14 protein-coding genes and 2 other annotated features are annotated in these 15,905 nt (G+C 38.2%); of the genes, 1 reads left to right on the forward strand and 13 read right to left on the reverse strand.

Going from position 1 to position 15,905, the window contains the following annotated elements:
* Positions 1 to 39 precede the first annotated feature (39 nt).
* Positions 40 to 174: a sequence feature (ribosomal protein L20 leader region), on the reverse strand.
* A 153-nt stretch (positions 175 to 327) separates the two neighbouring features.
* The 7 genes from thrS to GH754_RS15290 all read right to left on the reverse strand — a co-directional run bounded on the left by thrS (position 328) and on the right by GH754_RS15290 (position 8,173).
* A complete protein-coding gene (gene thrS, locus GH754_RS15260) occupies positions 328 to 2,274 on the reverse strand; it encodes a threonine--tRNA ligase (RefSeq protein ID WP_153729553.1) in 1,947 nt (648 codons plus the stop codon).
* Between the two features lie 44 nt (positions 2,275 to 2,318).
* Positions 2,319 to 2,538, reverse strand: a binding site (T-box leader).
* A gap of 47 nt (positions 2,539 to 2,585) precedes the next feature.
* Positions 2,586 to 3,431, reverse strand: a complete 846-nt coding sequence (ytxC, locus tag GH754_RS15265; protein ID WP_194841376.1) for a sporulation protein YtxC — start codon at positions 3,429 to 3,431, stop codon at positions 2,586 to 2,588.
* 148 nt (positions 3,432 to 3,579) lie between these two features.
* Positions 3,580 to 4,512 (reverse strand): primosomal protein DnaI, encoded by a 933-nt coding sequence (gene dnaI / locus GH754_RS15270; RefSeq protein ID WP_153729555.1) that lies wholly within the window; start codon positions 4,510 to 4,512, stop codon positions 3,580 to 3,582.
* Positions 4,513 to 4,523: 11 nt separating this feature from the next.
* Complete coding sequence (locus GH754_RS15275) at positions 4,524 to 5,870, reverse strand: replication initiation and membrane attachment family protein (RefSeq protein ID WP_153729556.1); 1,347 nt, start codon at positions 5,868 to 5,870, stop codon at positions 4,524 to 4,526.
* A gap of 36 nt (positions 5,871 to 5,906) precedes the next feature.
* Positions 5,907 to 6,377, reverse strand: coding sequence for a transcriptional regulator NrdR (gene nrdR / locus GH754_RS15280; RefSeq protein ID WP_153729557.1), 471 nt, complete (start codon positions 6,375 to 6,377; stop codon positions 5,907 to 5,909).
* 143 nt (positions 6,378 to 6,520) lie between these two features.
* Entirely contained in the window at positions 6,521 to 6,880 is a 360-nt protein-coding gene (gene speD / locus GH754_RS15285) for an adenosylmethionine decarboxylase (RefSeq protein WP_153729558.1), read from the reverse strand.
* Between the two features lie 255 nt (positions 6,881 to 7,135).
* Complete coding sequence (locus GH754_RS15290; protein WP_153729559.1) at positions 7,136 to 8,173, reverse strand: glyceraldehyde-3-phosphate dehydrogenase; 1,038 nt, start codon at positions 8,171 to 8,173, stop codon at positions 7,136 to 7,138.
* A 569-nt stretch (positions 8,174 to 8,742) separates the two neighbouring features.
* Here GH754_RS15290 and GH754_RS19835 point away from each other — a divergent pair.
* Positions 8,743 to 8,871 (forward strand): hypothetical protein, encoded by a 129-nt coding sequence (locus GH754_RS19835; protein WP_267206684.1) that lies wholly within the window; start codon positions 8,743 to 8,745, stop codon positions 8,869 to 8,871.
* Positions 8,872 to 8,942: 71 nt separating this feature from the next.
* Here the strand turns inward: GH754_RS19835 and coaE are convergent, their stop codons facing one another.
* The 6 genes from coaE to hflK all read right to left on the reverse strand — a co-directional run bounded on the left by coaE (position 8,943) and on the right by hflK (position 15,802).
* The gene (gene coaE, locus GH754_RS15295) at positions 8,943 to 9,542 is read right to left on the reverse strand and encodes a dephospho-CoA kinase (protein WP_153729560.1); all 600 of its coding nucleotides are present in this window, start codon (positions 9,540 to 9,542) and stop codon (positions 8,943 to 8,945) included.
* 16 nt (positions 9,543 to 9,558) lie between these two features.
* Positions 9,559 to 10,203: a sporulation membrane protein YtaF gene (ytaF, locus tag GH754_RS15300; RefSeq protein WP_153729561.1), complete on the reverse strand. Its 645-nt coding sequence runs from the start codon at positions 10,201 to 10,203 to the stop codon at positions 9,559 to 9,561.
* Positions 10,204 to 10,281: 78 nt separating this feature from the next.
* A complete protein-coding gene (gene mutM / locus GH754_RS15305) occupies positions 10,282 to 11,112 on the reverse strand; it encodes a DNA-formamidopyrimidine glycosylase (protein WP_153729562.1) in 831 nt (276 codons plus the stop codon).
* 18 nt (positions 11,113 to 11,130) lie between these two features.
* Positions 11,131 to 13,767, reverse strand: coding sequence for a DNA polymerase I (gene polA, locus GH754_RS15310; RefSeq protein WP_153729563.1), 2,637 nt, complete (start codon positions 13,765 to 13,767; stop codon positions 11,131 to 11,133).
* 147 nt (positions 13,768 to 13,914) lie between these two features.
* Positions 13,915 to 14,847 carry a protease modulator HflC gene (gene hflC / locus GH754_RS15315; protein WP_153729564.1) on the reverse strand — a complete coding sequence of 311 codons (933 nt, stop codon included), beginning with the start codon at positions 14,845 to 14,847 and terminating at the stop codon, positions 13,915 to 13,917.
* On the reverse strand, positions 14,840 to 15,802 hold the full coding sequence (gene hflK / locus GH754_RS15320) for an FtsH protease activity modulator HflK (protein ID WP_153729565.1): 963 nt from the start codon (positions 15,800 to 15,802) through the stop codon (positions 14,840 to 14,842). The genes hflC and hflK overlap by 8 nt, the downstream gene beginning before the upstream one ends.
* Positions 15,803 to 15,905 lie beyond the last annotated feature (103 nt).

Consider the following 15,905-nt stretch of genomic DNA (forward strand, 5'->3'; position numbering starts at 1 on the left):
TGTAAAGAGAAATAGGCCTCAAGTCCGACAACATTTGTATAAAATAAAAAAGTGTCGGTACACATACTGCACCCACACATCACTGTTCTTCATAAGAAGAAATCAACTGATTAAACCTGCCAACTGCTCTAAAGGCGTCGATCAGGTGAGAAGCGGGTGCTTCTACTTATTCCAAGACCTTATTCAATTCATCACTTTTAATATTATATGATGGACAACTTACTTTTGTCAATCTTTTTTTGAAAACACGTAATACTGTTCTTTCTCGTCATCCCTTGGTACAGTAGGATAAATTTAGGAAGGGCTAAATATGTTAGCCCCTCCTCTTTACTTTTGACTGCTTTTTTGTTTAATGTCATCCTGCATTTCTTCAACAAATGCTTGAAGTCCCTTTGTTTTTGAATTCTTCTCCCCATATTTACGAACATTTACTGCATTCTTTTCGATTTCTTGATCACCAACCACTAATGCATATGGTATCTTTTGGGTTTGTGCCTCACGTATTTTATAGCCTATTTTCTCATCTCGTTCATCTAGCTCGACACGGAAGCCTTCCATCCGGAATTTATCTTCCAATTCTTTTGCGTAATCAAAATGCGCTTCCATGGAAACGGGAATGATTCGCGCTTGAACTGGTGCAAGCCATGTTGGGAATGCTCCCTTGTATTCTTCAATAAGGAAGGCAACAAAGCGTTCCATCGTGGAAACAACACCGCGGTGAATGACGACTGGACGATGCTCTTTTCCATCCTCACCTATATAAGTTAAATCGAAACGTTCTGGTAAGTGGAAATCTAGTTGAACAGTGGATAATGTTTCGTCCTTACCAAGAGCTGTTTTCACTTGAACGTCAAGCTTCGGACCATAAAAGGCCGCTTCACCTTCTGCTTCAACATATTCAAGCTCTAGGTCCTCCATTGTTTCTTTTAATAGTGCTTGTGCCTTTTCCCACATTTCATCATTATCCACATATTTTTCTTTGTCCTCTGGATCCCGGTAAGATAGACGGAAATAGTAATTATCAATACCGAAGTCTTTGTACACGGCTTGGACTAGATTGACTACACGAACAAATTCCTCTTTTAATTGGTCTGGACGGCTGAAGATATGGGCATCATTTAATGTCATTGCCCGTACCCGTTGTAAACCAGCTAGTGCACCTGACATTTCATGACGGTGCATTGTACCCAATTCAGCGATACGTACCGGTAAATTACGGTAGCTGTGTAATTGGTTTTTATATACCATCATGTGATGAGGACAGTTCATCGGGCGTAACACTAAATCCTCATTATCCATTTCTAGAGTCGGGAACATATCATCCTGGTAGTGATCCCAGTGTCCACTAGTCTTGTATAAATCTACACTTCCCAATACTGGGGTATAAACGTGGTCATAGCCTAGACGTTCTTCAATATCGACAATGTAGCGTTCAATCGTACGACGAATGGTCGCCCCTTTTGGTAGCCATAAAGGAAGTCCTTGGCCAACCTTTTGATTAACCGCAAAAATATCTAACTCTTTACCAAGCTTGCGGTGATCCCGTTCCTTAGCTTCCTCTAGCATTTTTAAATGTTCTTCCAATTGGCCTTTCTTCTCAAAAGCTGTTCCATATATGCGCTGCAGCATCTTATTATCGCTATCGCCACGCCAGTAGGCACCTGAAATATTTAACAGCTTAAATACTTTTATTTTTCCTGTATGCGGAACATGCGGTCCTCGGCATAGGTCAAAAAACTCGCCTTGTTTATAAATCGTAAGTTTTTCTCCCTCAGGAATATCATCGATTAATTCAAGCTTAAGTTCATCGCCAATTTCTTGATACATTTCTTTCGCTTCTTCACGAGTCACTTCTACTCGCACAACTTCAAGTGCTTCGTCTACAATCTTTTTCATTTCTTTTTCGATTTTCTCTAAATCCTCTGGAGTAATTTTCTCTTCCATATCAATGTCATAATAAAAGCCATTTTCAATGACAGGACCTACCCCTAATTGAACATTTCCATATAAACGTTTAATCGCTTGAGCCATTAAATGAGCTGTAGAATGTCGTAGAATCTCTACACCTTCTTGGTCTCTTAAGGTTACAATTTCGATTTTTCCATCTTGTTCAATGGGTCTACGCAGATCATAAAGATCACCATTTACTTTTCCTGCAAGTGCTTGCTTTTTAAGACCTGGACTAATAGTTTGAGCAATATCTTCACTTGTTGTTCCTTGTGGAAATTCCTTTACAGCTCCGTCTGGAAAAGTGATTTGTAGATTTTCAGCCATGTTTTACACTCCTTTAAATAAAATAAAAAAAGCCCGTCCCTATAAAAAGGGACGAGCTTGTGTTTACCCGTGGTTCCACCCTAGTTCCGCTTTTTAGCGGCACTTTCGGCATCCGTAACGTGAATAAGACGCTGATTACTACTTCATTCATAATCAGGGTTCAGAGGTGGTAAACAATATATCGTACTTAGGAAGCTTCCAGCCTTTGACTTCCCTCTCTGATAAGCCGAACCATATTATTCATGTCCTCTTCATAACCGATAATTTTAATTCTAATTATGAGTGAATTATATGGATATTCATTTATTATGTCAAGCCTTTTTGCCGACAAACGGAAATTTTTCGATCGACATGACTCTAACACTTTCCTGAAAAATGTTTTGTAAAAAGATAATTTTAGGATCAGACGGTTTCGTTGTGTAAATCAATACACTCTCTGGCGCTATCCCAACCAAGGATGATAGCGGGAATTCAGAGGATAATAAATCAATAAAATGCAAGCTTTCTTTATTTTGTAAGGCCTTCAATTCGCTTGTGGAATACCGCCTTCCGTTTTCTCGATAAAATTGAAACTCATGATGATATGTAATAATCAGTAGATTCGTTTTAGGTGTACGCTCCCTAAAAAAGTCTCGCAGTCGATGAATAAAGTCCTGATAGTCCTGTTCACGCTTCCACTCCTCAATGGCATAACCAGTCACGTCAATTAAGTGACCTGCAAAGAATTCTTCCTGTTCATCGACCAATTGGTCAAACGATAGCACTGGACTTCTAGTTACTTTTTCTTCAAATAACTGATAAAAATTCGAGGCAGATTGAACATCAGGCTGTGTCCCATATTTTCTTGGGTTGTGTAGCACTGATTGTAGTATTGGCGTGATTTGCATAATTTCTAGCTGGTTTTGATAGTAATAGTACTTTTTTAATATTCCCTTTGCTAAAGTAGGCAGCCGATATTGGATAAATACAAATATAAGTGCATGAATCACTCGTTTCCAAGTGTCATTCATTTTTTCTGGCTGCATGTCTACCTTAATGAAACACGTTTTCCCCTCCTCTATTTCAAAATGAATTTTGCTCGCTAACTTTTCTCGGTTAAGCTTATAATAGAATGTTTCTGCCTCATCTTTCCTGAAAAAATGAATCACCAAACCCATCAACTTCATCCCTCTTTCCGATACAAACTGTTACATTATATGGGATAAAGATTTATAAAATGAACAAAAATTAAAAGGGAGCTAAAAATACTTGCTCTTAGCTCCCTTTTCAATATGTTAATTTACCTCTATGAATCCTATGCGCTGATTACTTTCTCCGGTTCTCTCCAAGCATTGCTACAGGTTCACTTACCTGTTTAATTCGTTCGATTAATCTTCTTGCCTTTAATTTCTCAGAATCCCCTTTATTTGAGGATGACAAAACAACCTCCAGCTCCTCCAAGCTATAATTCGACGTAAAGAAGACAGGTAATTGTTCCATCATTCGATATTGTAAAATGGCTCCTAGAACTTCATCTCTGAACCAGGCAGACTGATATTCAGAGCCGATATCATCTAATATTAATACTGGCGCCCGCTTAAAGCGGTCAATTTTTTGATTAATTGTGGAATCATTAATGGATGATTTAATTTCACGTACAAATTCAGGCATATAAATAAATAACGAGCGAATTTCTCGTTCTGCTAGTGTATTCGCCAATGCACCTAACAAATACGACTTTCCAACCCCAAATGGTCCATATAAATAAAGTCCTTTAGAGGCAGGCTTGTCCTCTGATTCATGTAGGTATCGTTCTATTTTGCGTATAGCCTGAAATCTCTCTGGGTCATCAAGTTCCACTTGATCAAATCGAGCTTCTAACAGTCTTTTTGGCATGTATAGGCTTTGAACAAAGGATTTTTTTCTTTCCTGTTCATCATGCTGTAGCTTCCGTGGACATTTATCATAGGTTAGGTTAATTTGGCCATTGGTCGCGGACATTTTCGGGACATATCCCTTCACCATGTTGCAACATTCATCCAATGAAGCACACTTCTCACACGCCTTTGACTGAGTTTCATACTCATACAGTTTGATTAATTGACGATCGATGTCCTCGGTTTTCAGTTGAGGATTATCTTGTAAAAAATTTTTTATATTCGGTGTTTGTAAAATTTCATTCTTCATTTTCACGAAAGCTTCCTGAAAGCTTTCACTATTCTTTAGCCACTTCTTTAAAGCGGATTGTAACGGTTCCATCCCCATCATCCTTAACGATTAAAAGATTTTGTTGTCATATTTTTTAAGGCCTGCTCCAATTCTTGTTTTTCTTTCAGATAATCTTGATTGTTAGAATTGACTGGCTTCTGTTCTTGCTTTGGCTTCTGTTCTTTCTTAAACCAGTCAGGCAGCACCTCTTTTTTCTTTGGCGCACCCTTTCTAGTTCCCCATGTTTGATAAAGTTTGGACTCTGATTTGGCTAAATCCATCGCCTGTTTTACAGTCTTCACATTTTTTCTGGACCAATGAGTCGCAATTTTATCTACATAATTACGAGTCAGCTTCATATCAGATTTTTGCATGACATAATGTACAAGGACATTCATGACACTTTGCGGTAATCCATGACGAAACATGACATTCGTTAGCATTTTAACCTCTTGTTCAGAGGCATGTCCAGTTTGGGAAAAGTCCTCTAATATTTCACGATGTGTAATCCGCTCAAAATGATGAATTAATTTATCCTCTTTCGTTTTTGGAGATTTTTCACTTGTATCCTCTTGTGGTCTTTCTTGTTTAGGTCGTAGCTTTGGAGCGGATGGCTGAAAGTTTTTTGCGTAATAGTCTTTACAAGCCTCGTGTAACTCATCCTTTAACAGTTCCATTTTGTCATTAATAGACCAAAGAATAGCTTTCTCTAAATATATATCATCTACATGATAGATTTTAACTAGATTATGAATCAGTTTTTTGTTGTCATTTGTAAAGATTTTTTTGACATTCAATTGATTTCTACTTAATGATTGCTTAAGGAACTCAAAATCGACAAGTTTTCCTTCTTCCTCCTCTTCAAAAGCTTCCATGTTCGTTGTTTGGGTTGGCTCTTTTTCTTTAGAATAAGAGGGAAGGATTGTTGAAAATACCTCATCGAATGACTTCGTTTTATCCGTTGCATGCGCTGGAATAGAGGGGTGTACAAATGTATTTTTTAAATTGTGATATTGTTTTTCCCCAAGGTGATGCTCTAATAGAATGGTTAGCATGGAATCCTCAAAAAACTGCTGAGTAGAAAAAGGCGGTAAAAGCTTATAGTGGAAGATACGGATATCTGTATCTTCCACATAAGTCCTTAACAGCCCGATTCCTTCTAATTTTGAACGAGCATCATAGAATTGATCTAAATCAATATTCGTTATATTCATCAGATGGTGATGTGTCGTTACATCCTGTAAAATTTTCGCTTCATTTAATAGCGTTAAGTATATAGTAATTGCTCTCATACCTATTAAGGGCTGGTACAAATGAGTCAAAGCCATAACATAGTCCTCGTGAGGAGATTTGTCTATGCGAATGATATATTGATCATTAGGTAATAAATTTTTCATCCGTTCAATCATTTGGCAGACTCCTTCTTTAAGCTATACTACTTTTTTCTATTCATGATTGCTTTTCGTCTTCTTGATAAGCTCCTCTAGTTCTTGCATGAAGACATTAATATCCTTGAATTGTCTATATACAGAGGCAAAACGTACATAAGCAACCTCATCAATATCAGCTAATCGATCCATGACCATTCGGCCGATATCATCACTTTGCACCTCTGAATTCCCTTGATTTCGTAATTCCTTTTCAATATCCGTAACAACCTTCTCAATTTGTTCAAGGGCAACAGGTCTTTTTTCACAGGCTCTAATTAAGCCTCGAAGCAGTTTCTCGCGACTAAATTCCTCTCTAGTACCTTCCTTCTTTACGACAATTAGAGGAATTTCCTCAATTCGTTCGAAGGTAGTAAAACGATATTGACAGCTTTCACACTCTCTTCGACGGCGAATAGACCTACCTTCTTCAATAGGTCTTGAATCTAATACTTTTGTGTTTTTAAATTGACAGTTAGGGCATCTCATCTCTATCAGCTCCGCATTCGGATTAATAAACGTTTCAATGGTTTTTTACTATTATAACATAGATTTAAGTACTAGACTTGGCATTCAATAGAGTTAAATTCCGGAAAAAGGAAAACGCCCGATGTAATCAAACACCAAGCGCTTCAAATTCTAATATGCCCTTTTCCACGTGGAATCTCAACCTTTTCGATATTCTTAGCCTCTAAAGCATCGGCGATGAATTCGGCTGCAATGTTGGGGTCGATTCGTTCACCACACGTGTATACGTCAATGCTGGCATAACTATGTTCAGGAAAGCTATGAATGGTTAAATGAGATTCGGAAATGATGACTACTCCACTCACACCGTGTGGAGCAAATTTATGAAATGCAACTTCCCTTACCTCTGCTCCTGCTTTAAGAGCAGCATTGACAAAAATTTGCTCGATTAATGATATATCATTTAATTTATCTGTATTACAATGCCACAACTCAGCTATGACATGTCTCCCCATTGTATCCATGAACAATGGCCCCCTTTGTGACAGTCTTTCCTTCACACTGATATTTATGGAACTACCACGGGGGAAAGTTAGTCCAAAGAGGTCCTAACCCTTTCAGTAGGCTACCAATACCACAATCAGCGTTGAAGTATGCACTAAGAAAATTAAGAACCTGCTATTAAAGCAAGTTCTTAATCACAGAAAAAGTATATAGTGTTACCACCTATTTTGCAATACATATTAGAACATTTTATCTCAAGATATATTGAAGGCTAATTAAGACACTGTATGAGCTGTTTTCTGTTCTAATTTACTCCCAACAAGCTTAGCTAAATCAACCACCCGACAGGAATATCCCCATTCATTATCATACCAAGCAAGCACTTTTACCTTTTTGTCTTCTAGAACAATTGTAGATAGTCCATCCACAATTGAGGAGTATTCAGTTGTCGTATAATCTATAGAAACTAACGGCTCATCACTATATGCCAGAATGCCATTTAATCGATTGTTTGCCTCTTGTTTAAATGCTTCATTAATGTCATCTAAAGTTACCTCTGCATTCACGTCTACCACTAAATCCACTAATGATACATTTGGTGTCGGTACTCGTAAAGCCATTCCATGGAGTTTCCCATTCATTTCAGGAAGAACTTCACCAATCGCTTTTGCAGCTCCAGTTGATGTGGGGATAATGGATTGTGTACAAGAACGAGCCCTACGTAAGTCTTTGTGTGGGTTATCGATATTATTTTGATCATTTGTAAAGGCATGAACAGTTGTCATCATTCCGTTAATGATTCCAAAATGCTCATCAAGCACCTTCACAACTGGGGCTAAGCAGTTCGTTGTACAGGAAGCATTGGAGATAACATGGTGTTTTTCTGGATCATATTGTTCTTCATTCACACCAACTACAAAGGTTCCATCAACTTTACCCTTTCCTGGTGCCGTGATAATAACCTTTTTTGCACCTGCATCTATATGAGCAGAGGCAGTGTCGGTCGTTTTAAATTTACCTGTAGCCTCTATGACAATATCAACCTGCAATTCATCCCATGGTAACTGTTCTGGATTACGGTTGGAAACAAGCTGTACAAAATGACCATCAACTTCGATACCATTTTGTAACGCTTTCACATCAGCATCTAATCGACCGTGAATGCTATCATATTTAATTAGGTGCGCTAATGTTTCGGCAGGATAGCTGGCATTAATCGCAACAACATCTATACTTGAATCCATAATTGCCTTGCGAAACACCATACGCCCAATTCTTCCAAATCCATTAATTGCAATTCGATGCTTATTCATAAAACATTTCCTCCCCAACTTTTATGTTACACTGTTTGTTAATAGTATAACATAATGAGTTAAAATGTGTGAATTAAAAAAACACACTTTTCCATGTGTGTTTTTCAAATCGGTTTTTTTATTGTTTTGGGTAAAAAGATATAAACTGCGACGTAATTCTAGCGGGACTATTTTCAATTATTTATGATGAGTGCACAACCATCGCTACGGAAATACACTTCGCTTTCACCCAAGGGCACAAGTGCGACTTCTATTCAAACTCCCTTTGGTCGTTTTTATATTGTCTTCTTTGCCGCAGGTGAGCGGTGAGCCTCCTCGCTAACTCTGCGGGGTCTCACTTGTCTCTTTGCTCCCACGAAGAACAGGAGTTCAAGTGTCGGTGCTCTGCCACTGGACGTGGCCGTATTTAACCGACCAGGAGTCTCCCGTGTATTTCCTCCGCTATAATAGTGTCTCATTCGTTTATTTAGAGGTGAACTATTGGTTAATCAAAGGCTTTGAACCATGCAATCATTAGAACACTTCAATAGTGGAGGCAGAATACGGAGACTCCTATGGGAGGAAGCGTGGTGAAGACCCCGCAGGAAGCGGTTTTTGCTTCTGAGGAGGCTGAGGCCGTGCCCATGGAAAGCGGAGTATTCTGCCGGAACGGTATGCTTGCACTTAATATTCATCAGAACGATATAAGCACCACTTAAGAGTCTAACAATGTCGTATTTTCTATCTAATGTAAACTATAAAAAGCAACGACTTATACGACAACAGTCTTTCAAATAATCTCCCATTTCTGTAAAAGCTCTAACAACTGTTCCTTTGTTTCAGATCGGGTACCATTATTATTAATAACAGCATCTGCCATGGCAGCTTTTTCTTCAACTGGAATTTGTGAATTTATACGTTGTGACGCTTCTTCCTTTGTACTTTGGTCACGATTCATTAGTCGCTCCAGTTGTGTTTCCTCGTTAACGTATACAACAACGATCTTGTCAACAAAGTGGGTTAACTTACTTTCAAATAATAAGGGAATATCTAATACGACCCCTCGATACCCTTGTTGGATATATTGATCCCGTTGTGAGAGCATTTGACGTCTTACTTCTGGATGTACAATTTCATTGAGTTGTTTTCTCTTCTCTTCATTTCCAAAAACGATAGAACCTAATTGTTTGCGGTTTATCGTCTCGTCCTCAAAAAGAATTTCTTTTCCAAAGGTTTTTACGATTTTCTGATATGCTACTTCTCCAGGCTCCACGACATCCCTTGAGATCTGATCAGCATCCACGATGGGAAGGCCTAATTCTTTTAACATTTTTGATACTGTACTTTTTCCAGTTGCAATACTTCCTGTTAACCCAATGACAACCGTCAATTTTATTCCCTCACTTCTACGAAATTTTCAGGACACCTAACATGATTAAAATCAAACCAGGAACAAAGGCAATTTTATCAATCCATTTCCACCTAGATAAAAAATAACCGCTTTTTGTCCCAATGAATAAAAACAAACTGGACATGGTAGCTGTAAAGGCAGCTGTTAAAATCGGTGTAAAGCCAAAAATGGCAGCTCCAATCCCTGCCCCAAATGCATCTAATGAAAGGGCTGTACCTAATATTATCGCTTCAATACCCTTGATATCACCAGAGGAATCCATGTCTGCTCGATTTGGATTTTTAAGGATTTGAATTACAATTCCGAGCGATTTAATTTCCCATTTAAAAATAAACGCATTTGTATCACTAGCTGTTTCACTATTTTTACGATGATCTCGAACAAACTGATAAACAACCCATAGGCCAATTCCAATAAAAAGCACTCCACCGATTAAATCTGCGATGTGAGGAGAAAAAATCGCGGCAAGCCTTTCACCTATGAGCATGGCAACTAAAAATACAATTGCTGTAACACAGCCGATAGATATAAGGGATTTTATTGGAATTGTAATTTTGCGTAATCCGAAAGTAAAACCAGCTGTAAAACTATCTAAACTGACTGCAAAGCTGAGCAAAAATAAAGTCAACCATTCTACCATATGAACTGGCTCCCTCCTGCGACAAATCTAGGGTATTATATGGAGAAAGCCAATCCAGTGTGCTCTTAAAGGGTCTGCTTAGTGTAGTTTCTGACAATGAGGACAAAGGTGTGTCCCTCGACCTCCAACTTTTATCTTTTCAATTAGGCTTTGACACTTTTTGCATTCCTCACCTTTACGCCCATACACAAACAATTGAAGCTGGAACATACCAATTTCACCTAGGCTATTTAAGTAGGACCTTATCGTTGTACCCCCAGCATCAATTGCATCCTGTAATGTTTGCACAATTTCAGTTGCCAGTTTTTCACACTCTCTTCTCGTAAGTTGTCGAGCTGGGCGTAGTGGATGAATGCCACTGCGAAACAATGCTTCATCCACATATATGTTTCCAAGTCCTGTAACCACCGATTGATCCAATAAAACATTTTTAATCACTCGGGTTGTCTTTTGGAAACGGTCATGTAAATATTCAGGTGAAAACCGCTCCTCAAATGGTTCAGGGCCCAATTTATTTAACGGAGGAAGAGAAAATTCCCTTCCCTTTTCATAAAGATGCATCGTTCCAAACTTTCTTACATCCTTATACCTTAATTCTGAACCATCAGTGAAGTGGAAGATGACATGGGTGTGCGGCTCAATCTCGTCATGTTGCTGATGAACCGCATATTTCCCTTCCATACGCAAATGAGAAATAAGCACATGATGGTCTAGATTAAAAATGAGAAACTTTCCTTTTCTACCAACTTCATATATGGTTTGATCAATCAATTCAGCCGAGAAGGCTTCAACCTCTTTGGGATATTGAATGATATTCTCCCAGTAAACTGTTACATCCTTTATCGTCTTTCCTAATATTATTTTATTTAACGTTTTTTTTACCGTTTCGACCTCTGGTAATTCTGGCATTCTGTACGCTCCTTAATCTTACTTCGCGTCAAACCATGTGGAACCATAGGCAAAATCAACCTTTAAAGGTACTTCTAATTCCACTGCATTTTCCATTACCTCTGATACTACTTTTTGAATGGATTCAAGCTCATGCTTTGGAACTTCTAAAATCAATTCATCGTGTACCTGAAGTAACAGCTTAGCTTCAAATTTCTCTTCCTCTAAACGAGCGGCTAAATCAATCATCGCTTTTTTGATAATGTCTGCCGCACTACCTTGAATTGGCGTGTTCATCGCTGTACGCTCAGCGAAGCTACGCTTATTAAAGTTTCGTGCTGTAATATCAGGCAAGTAACGTCGTCGGTTCATAAGAGTGGTCACATAGCCATTTTGTTTGGCTTCTTTTACAATCTCATCCATATATTCCTTCACACCTGGGAAGCTTTCAAAGTACTTTTCAATAAATTGTTTAGCTTCTTTTCTGGTGATCCCAAGACTCTGACTAAGGCCATAATCACTAATCCCGTATACGATCCCAAAGTTTACGGCCTTTGCATGGCGACGCATATTAGCCGTCACTTCATCATGCTCTACGTTAAATACGTCCATAGCCGTTTTCGTATGAATATCCATTCCATCTTTAAAGGCCTTGACCAGTTTTTCATCTCCAGCAATATGAGCTAACACTCTTAGCTCGATCTGAGAGTAATCGCCTGCAAAAATAACCCAGTCTTCTTTCGATGGAATAAAGGCCTGGCGAATCTTTCTCCCTTCCTCCAAGCGGATTGGAATGTTTTGGAGGTTTGGGTCTGTTGAACTTAAACGACCAGTTTGGGTAAGAGCTTGATTAAAACGCGTATGAATTTTTCCTTCCTCTTTGTCTACTACCTTTAAAAGTCCTTCAATGTATGTAGATTGAAGTTTACCTAGCTGACGGTATAGCAAAAGCTTGGGCATGATTTCATGCTTGTCCTTTAACTGCTCTAGCACATCGGCTGCAGTTGAATAACCTGTTTTCGTCTTTTTAATGACAGGAAGCTCTAATTTTTCAAATAAGATTACACCTAATTGCTTAGGTGAATTAATGTTAAAGGTTTCACCTGCTAATTCATATATTTCTTCTTCCAATGTCTTTAGGCGCCCTTTAAGCTCTTCACCCATCTCTTCAATACGGTCTATATCTACTTGTACACCAAAGTACTCCATTTCACCTAAAACAGTGGCTAATGGAAGCTCTAGATCCACATACAGATGATATTGATCGTTTTGATCGAGTTGTTCGATAACCGTGTCCTTTAATTGGTAAACGGCATCTGCCTTTCTTACAACATGCTCAGCCATTACCTCTATCCCAGGTACACTTTGTTTAGCGCCTTTTCCATAAACCTCTTCATCATACTTCATATTTCTGTTATTCATTCGGTGACTAATGGAAGGGACGTCATGATGATTTTCTGCAGGGTTTACAATGTATGATGCTAGTAAAAGGTCAAATGTAATTCCCCTAATATCAATTCCTTGTTTCTTTAAAGCAACCGTCACAGCCTTGGCATCAAATAAATACTTTTCCTTCCCTTCATCCTCAGCCCATTCTTTAAATAGAGGTGATTCGATTGCTAATTCTACCGGAATGAAATATTTACCTTTTTCATTCACAATCCCAAAACCTAAGATTTCACCATAGTAGTAATGTTCTTCTAGCATTTCTAAAAAGATCGCATCCTTACCTGTGAACATATCTGCTGAAACCTCATCAACAATGGTAAATTCGATTTCATCCAATACAGCTTCCTCTGATTCTTCACCCTCTTTAGTCTCAATCCGACTTAATAATGAATGAAAACCAAGCTCCTTAAAGAATGACAATACCTTTTGTGAGTTATAGCCTTCGTATGTAGCATCCTCTAAATTCACTGTAATTGGCGACTCACGTTCAATGGTAGCAAGCTCTCTACTCATGAATGCGTCGTCTTTATGGTTTTCTAGCTTCTCTTTCAATTTTTTGCCGCTAACTTGATCAAGGTTTTCATAAATCCCATCCAGAGTATCAAATTGCTTTAGTAGCTTAACAGCTGTTTTTTCCCCGATCCCTGGAATTCCTGGGATATTATCAGAGCTATCTCCCATTAGCGCCTTCATATCCACCACTTGATCAGGTCGAATACCTATTTTTTCCTCTAAAAACTGTGGCGTATAATTCTCGACATTCGTAATTCCCTTTTTCGTTAGCGTAACATCTACCTGTTGATCTACTAGTTGTAGTAAATCCCGGTCTCCTGAGATCACTTTAACCGCCATCTTTTTCTCTTCTCCGACTTTAGACAGTGTTCCAATAATGTCATCAGCCTCATATTGATCTAATTCATAGTGACGAATATCAAAGTTTCCTAAAAGCTCCTTTACAAGAGGAAATTGTTCCGACAACTCAGGTGGTGTTTTTTGTCGGCCACCTTTATACTCCGTGTAGGTCTTATGTCGAAACGTTGTTTTTCCCGCATCAAAGGCAACAAGAACATGGGAGGGCTTTTCCTCTTCTAAAATCTTCAAGAGCATAGTAGTAAAACCATACACCGCGTTTGTATAAACACCTTTATCATTATTTAACAGCGGGAGGGCGAAAAAAGCGCGGTATAATATACTATTTCCATCAATCAATACTAATTTATCAGACATCCATTTCACTCCTTTATATTCCCAGGGAAATACTAGTAAAAGTTAACCCTTCTACTTTACGCTTAAATTAAAATGACAAAAAATAAGACGTTTCCTTCCTTCTATATTATCATGTATTTCATGAGAAGGAAAAAAACGCCTTTTTATTTATTCTTCTATTTCAAAATAACCTAATAAAGCTCTTGCATATGGTGAATCATGTGGCAAGATAATGGTTGTTTTATCATTTACTGTAGACTTATAGGATTCTAAAGTACGATATAAGCGGTAAAATTCAGCGTCTTTTTTGAAGGCTTCATTATAAATTTGAGCAGCTTCCTGCTCCCCTTCAGCGCGAATTTGTTCGGCATCTGCCTTCGCTTTCGATAGCATCTCTTTTACTTCACGATCAGCAGCAGCAATGATTCGATTTTTCTCCGCCTCACCCTTAGATAAATACTCCTGTGCTTTAGATTCCCGCTCTGAAATCATTCGGGTATAGACAGATTGTTCGTTATCCTCTGGTAGGTCTGTACGCTTAACACGAACATCCTGAACTTGAGCCCCATATTCACTTAGTAGTTCATTTACTTGGTCAGTAATCCGTGAATTTAAATTTCCGCGTTGGGATTTTTCATCATTGATGATCTCTTCATAATTCATTTGACCAAGTTCACTTCTTACAGTAGAAAAGATAAATTCACCCATACGAGCTTGTGCATTCACTACGGTTTTTGCGTTGTTTATCATTTTGCTTGGATCAGTAATATGCCATACAGCATAGTTATCAATAATGATGCGCTTCTTATCTAATGTATTAATTTCTTGTTCTTCCATATCGTATACTAGATATTTATTTGGGAGAACCGTTGCCGTTTGAATAAATGGCACTTTAAAATGGAGGCCTGGTTCTGACTCAATCCGGACCACTTCACCAAATTGCCGTACGACTCTATATTCCCCCTCTTTTGTGATCATGATACTATTTAATAACGTTACCAACAAGAGAATAATGAATAAGAGTGAAATCCCCGTTTTAAAATATTTTCGATAATTAAATGGCTTTGACGACTTCATTTCATAAACATTTTCATCACTCATTTTGATCCCCACCTTCCTCTTGTGGAACTACCCTTTGATTGTTTTGGTTATTATTTGGACCTAATGGTAGGTACTGCATCGTGTTCCCGTCTTCATTTAATATATAGATTTGTGCATTCGGAAGTACATCCTCTAATGTTTCAATCACGAGTCGGTCCCTCGTTACATTAGGTGCGTTTTGATACTCTTTGTATAAGGCATTAAACCGAGATACAGCCCCTCTCGCTTCTTCAATCCTTGCAATTTTATCTCCTTCTGCACGAGTAATAATTGCATCCTTTTCCCCTAAAGCTTCCTCGACGTTTTGATTTTCATATTTTCTTGCTTCATTAATTTTTGTGTTCATGGTTTCTCTAGCATCTGTTACCTTTGTGAAGGCTGTTCGAACCTCTTCATTTGGTAAGTCAACCTCCTGTAGCTTCACATCAACGATTGAGATACCTATATCATATTCATTAATTAAATCTGTAAGTAATGTACGAACATCATTTTCAATCACAGCTTTTCCAGAAGTTAACGCATCATCAATTAAGGATGTACCAATGATTCCTCTTAGAGATGCTGAGGTAGCGTTCTCTAGAGTACCCTCTGGATCTGTTGAATTAAACAGATATTTAGCAGGATCAGTTATTCTCCACTGTACAACTAAATCCGCTAAGACAATATTTTCATCTCCTGTGATCATTCGAATGACATCAGAGTCTTCTCGTTCATCAGGACTATACCCAAAGTCTAAACTAAACGTTTCTTGCGATAATGTTTCTACAGATTGTATCGGCCAGGGCAGTTTAAAGTGTAAACCAGGTTCAGTATTGGTTTCCTCTGCCTTACCAAAAGTGATAACCACAGCTTGTTCAGATTCATCAACTGTGTACCAGCTAGTCGCTAAAGATAATCCTAAAATGATAAGTACGATTGTGGCGCCAATCCACATATAAATGCGACGTAAATTCATTTCGTGCCCCCCTAAAATATCTTCTATTTTTATATCTCTCTATAGTCTTTACGAATGAGGGTTCATAAGGTTTCAATTTTCTTATACGAAAAAAACAGAGGAT

The sequence above is a fragment of the Salinibacillus xinjiangensis genome (assembly GCF_009649735.1).
Lineage (GTDB): Bacteria > Bacillota > Bacilli > Bacillales > Alkalibacillaceae > Salinibacillus > Salinibacillus xinjiangensis.

Bases quoted from the DNA above. Each gene is read 5' to 3' on its own strand.
- GH754_RS15290 (WP_153729559.1), bottom strand. From the start codon at position 8,173: ATGAATAAGCATCGAATTGCAATTAATGGATTTGGAAGAATTGGGCGT.
- hflC (WP_153729564.1), bottom strand. From the start codon at position 14,847: ATGAGTGATGAAAATGTTTATGAAATGAAGTCGTCAAAGCCATTTAAT.
- GH754_RS15275 (WP_153729556.1), bottom strand. From the start codon at position 5,870: ATGATTGAACGGATGAAAAATTTATTACCTAATGATCAATATATCATT.
- thrS (WP_153729553.1), bottom strand. From the start codon at position 2,274: ATGGCTGAAAATCTACAAATCACTTTTCCAGACGGAGCTGTAAAGGAA.
- ytaF (WP_153729561.1), bottom strand. From the start codon at position 10,203: ATGGTAGAATGGTTGACTTTATTTTTGCTCAGCTTTGCAGTCAGTTTA.
- hflK (WP_153729565.1), bottom strand. From the start codon at position 15,802: ATGAATTTACGTCGCATTTATATGTGGATTGGCGCCACAATCGTACTT.
- polA (WP_153729563.1), bottom strand. From the start codon at position 13,767: ATGTCTGATAAATTAGTATTGATTGATGGAAATAGTATATTATACCGC.
- ytxC (WP_194841376.1), bottom strand. From the start codon at position 3,431: ATGGGTTTGGTGATTCATTTTTTCAGGAAAGATGAGGCAGAAACATTC.
- nrdR (WP_153729557.1), bottom strand. From the start codon at position 6,377: ATGAGATGCCCTAACTGTCAATTTAAAAACACAAAAGTATTAGATTCA.
- speD (WP_153729558.1), bottom strand. From the start codon at position 6,880: ATGGATACAATGGGGAGACATGTCATAGCTGAGTTGTGGCATTGTAAT.
- mutM (WP_153729562.1), bottom strand. From the start codon at position 11,112: ATGCCAGAATTACCAGAGGTCGAAACGGTAAAAAAAACGTTAAATAAA.
- dnaI (WP_153729555.1), bottom strand. From the start codon at position 4,512: ATGGAACCGTTACAATCCGCTTTAAAGAAGTGGCTAAAGAATAGTGAA.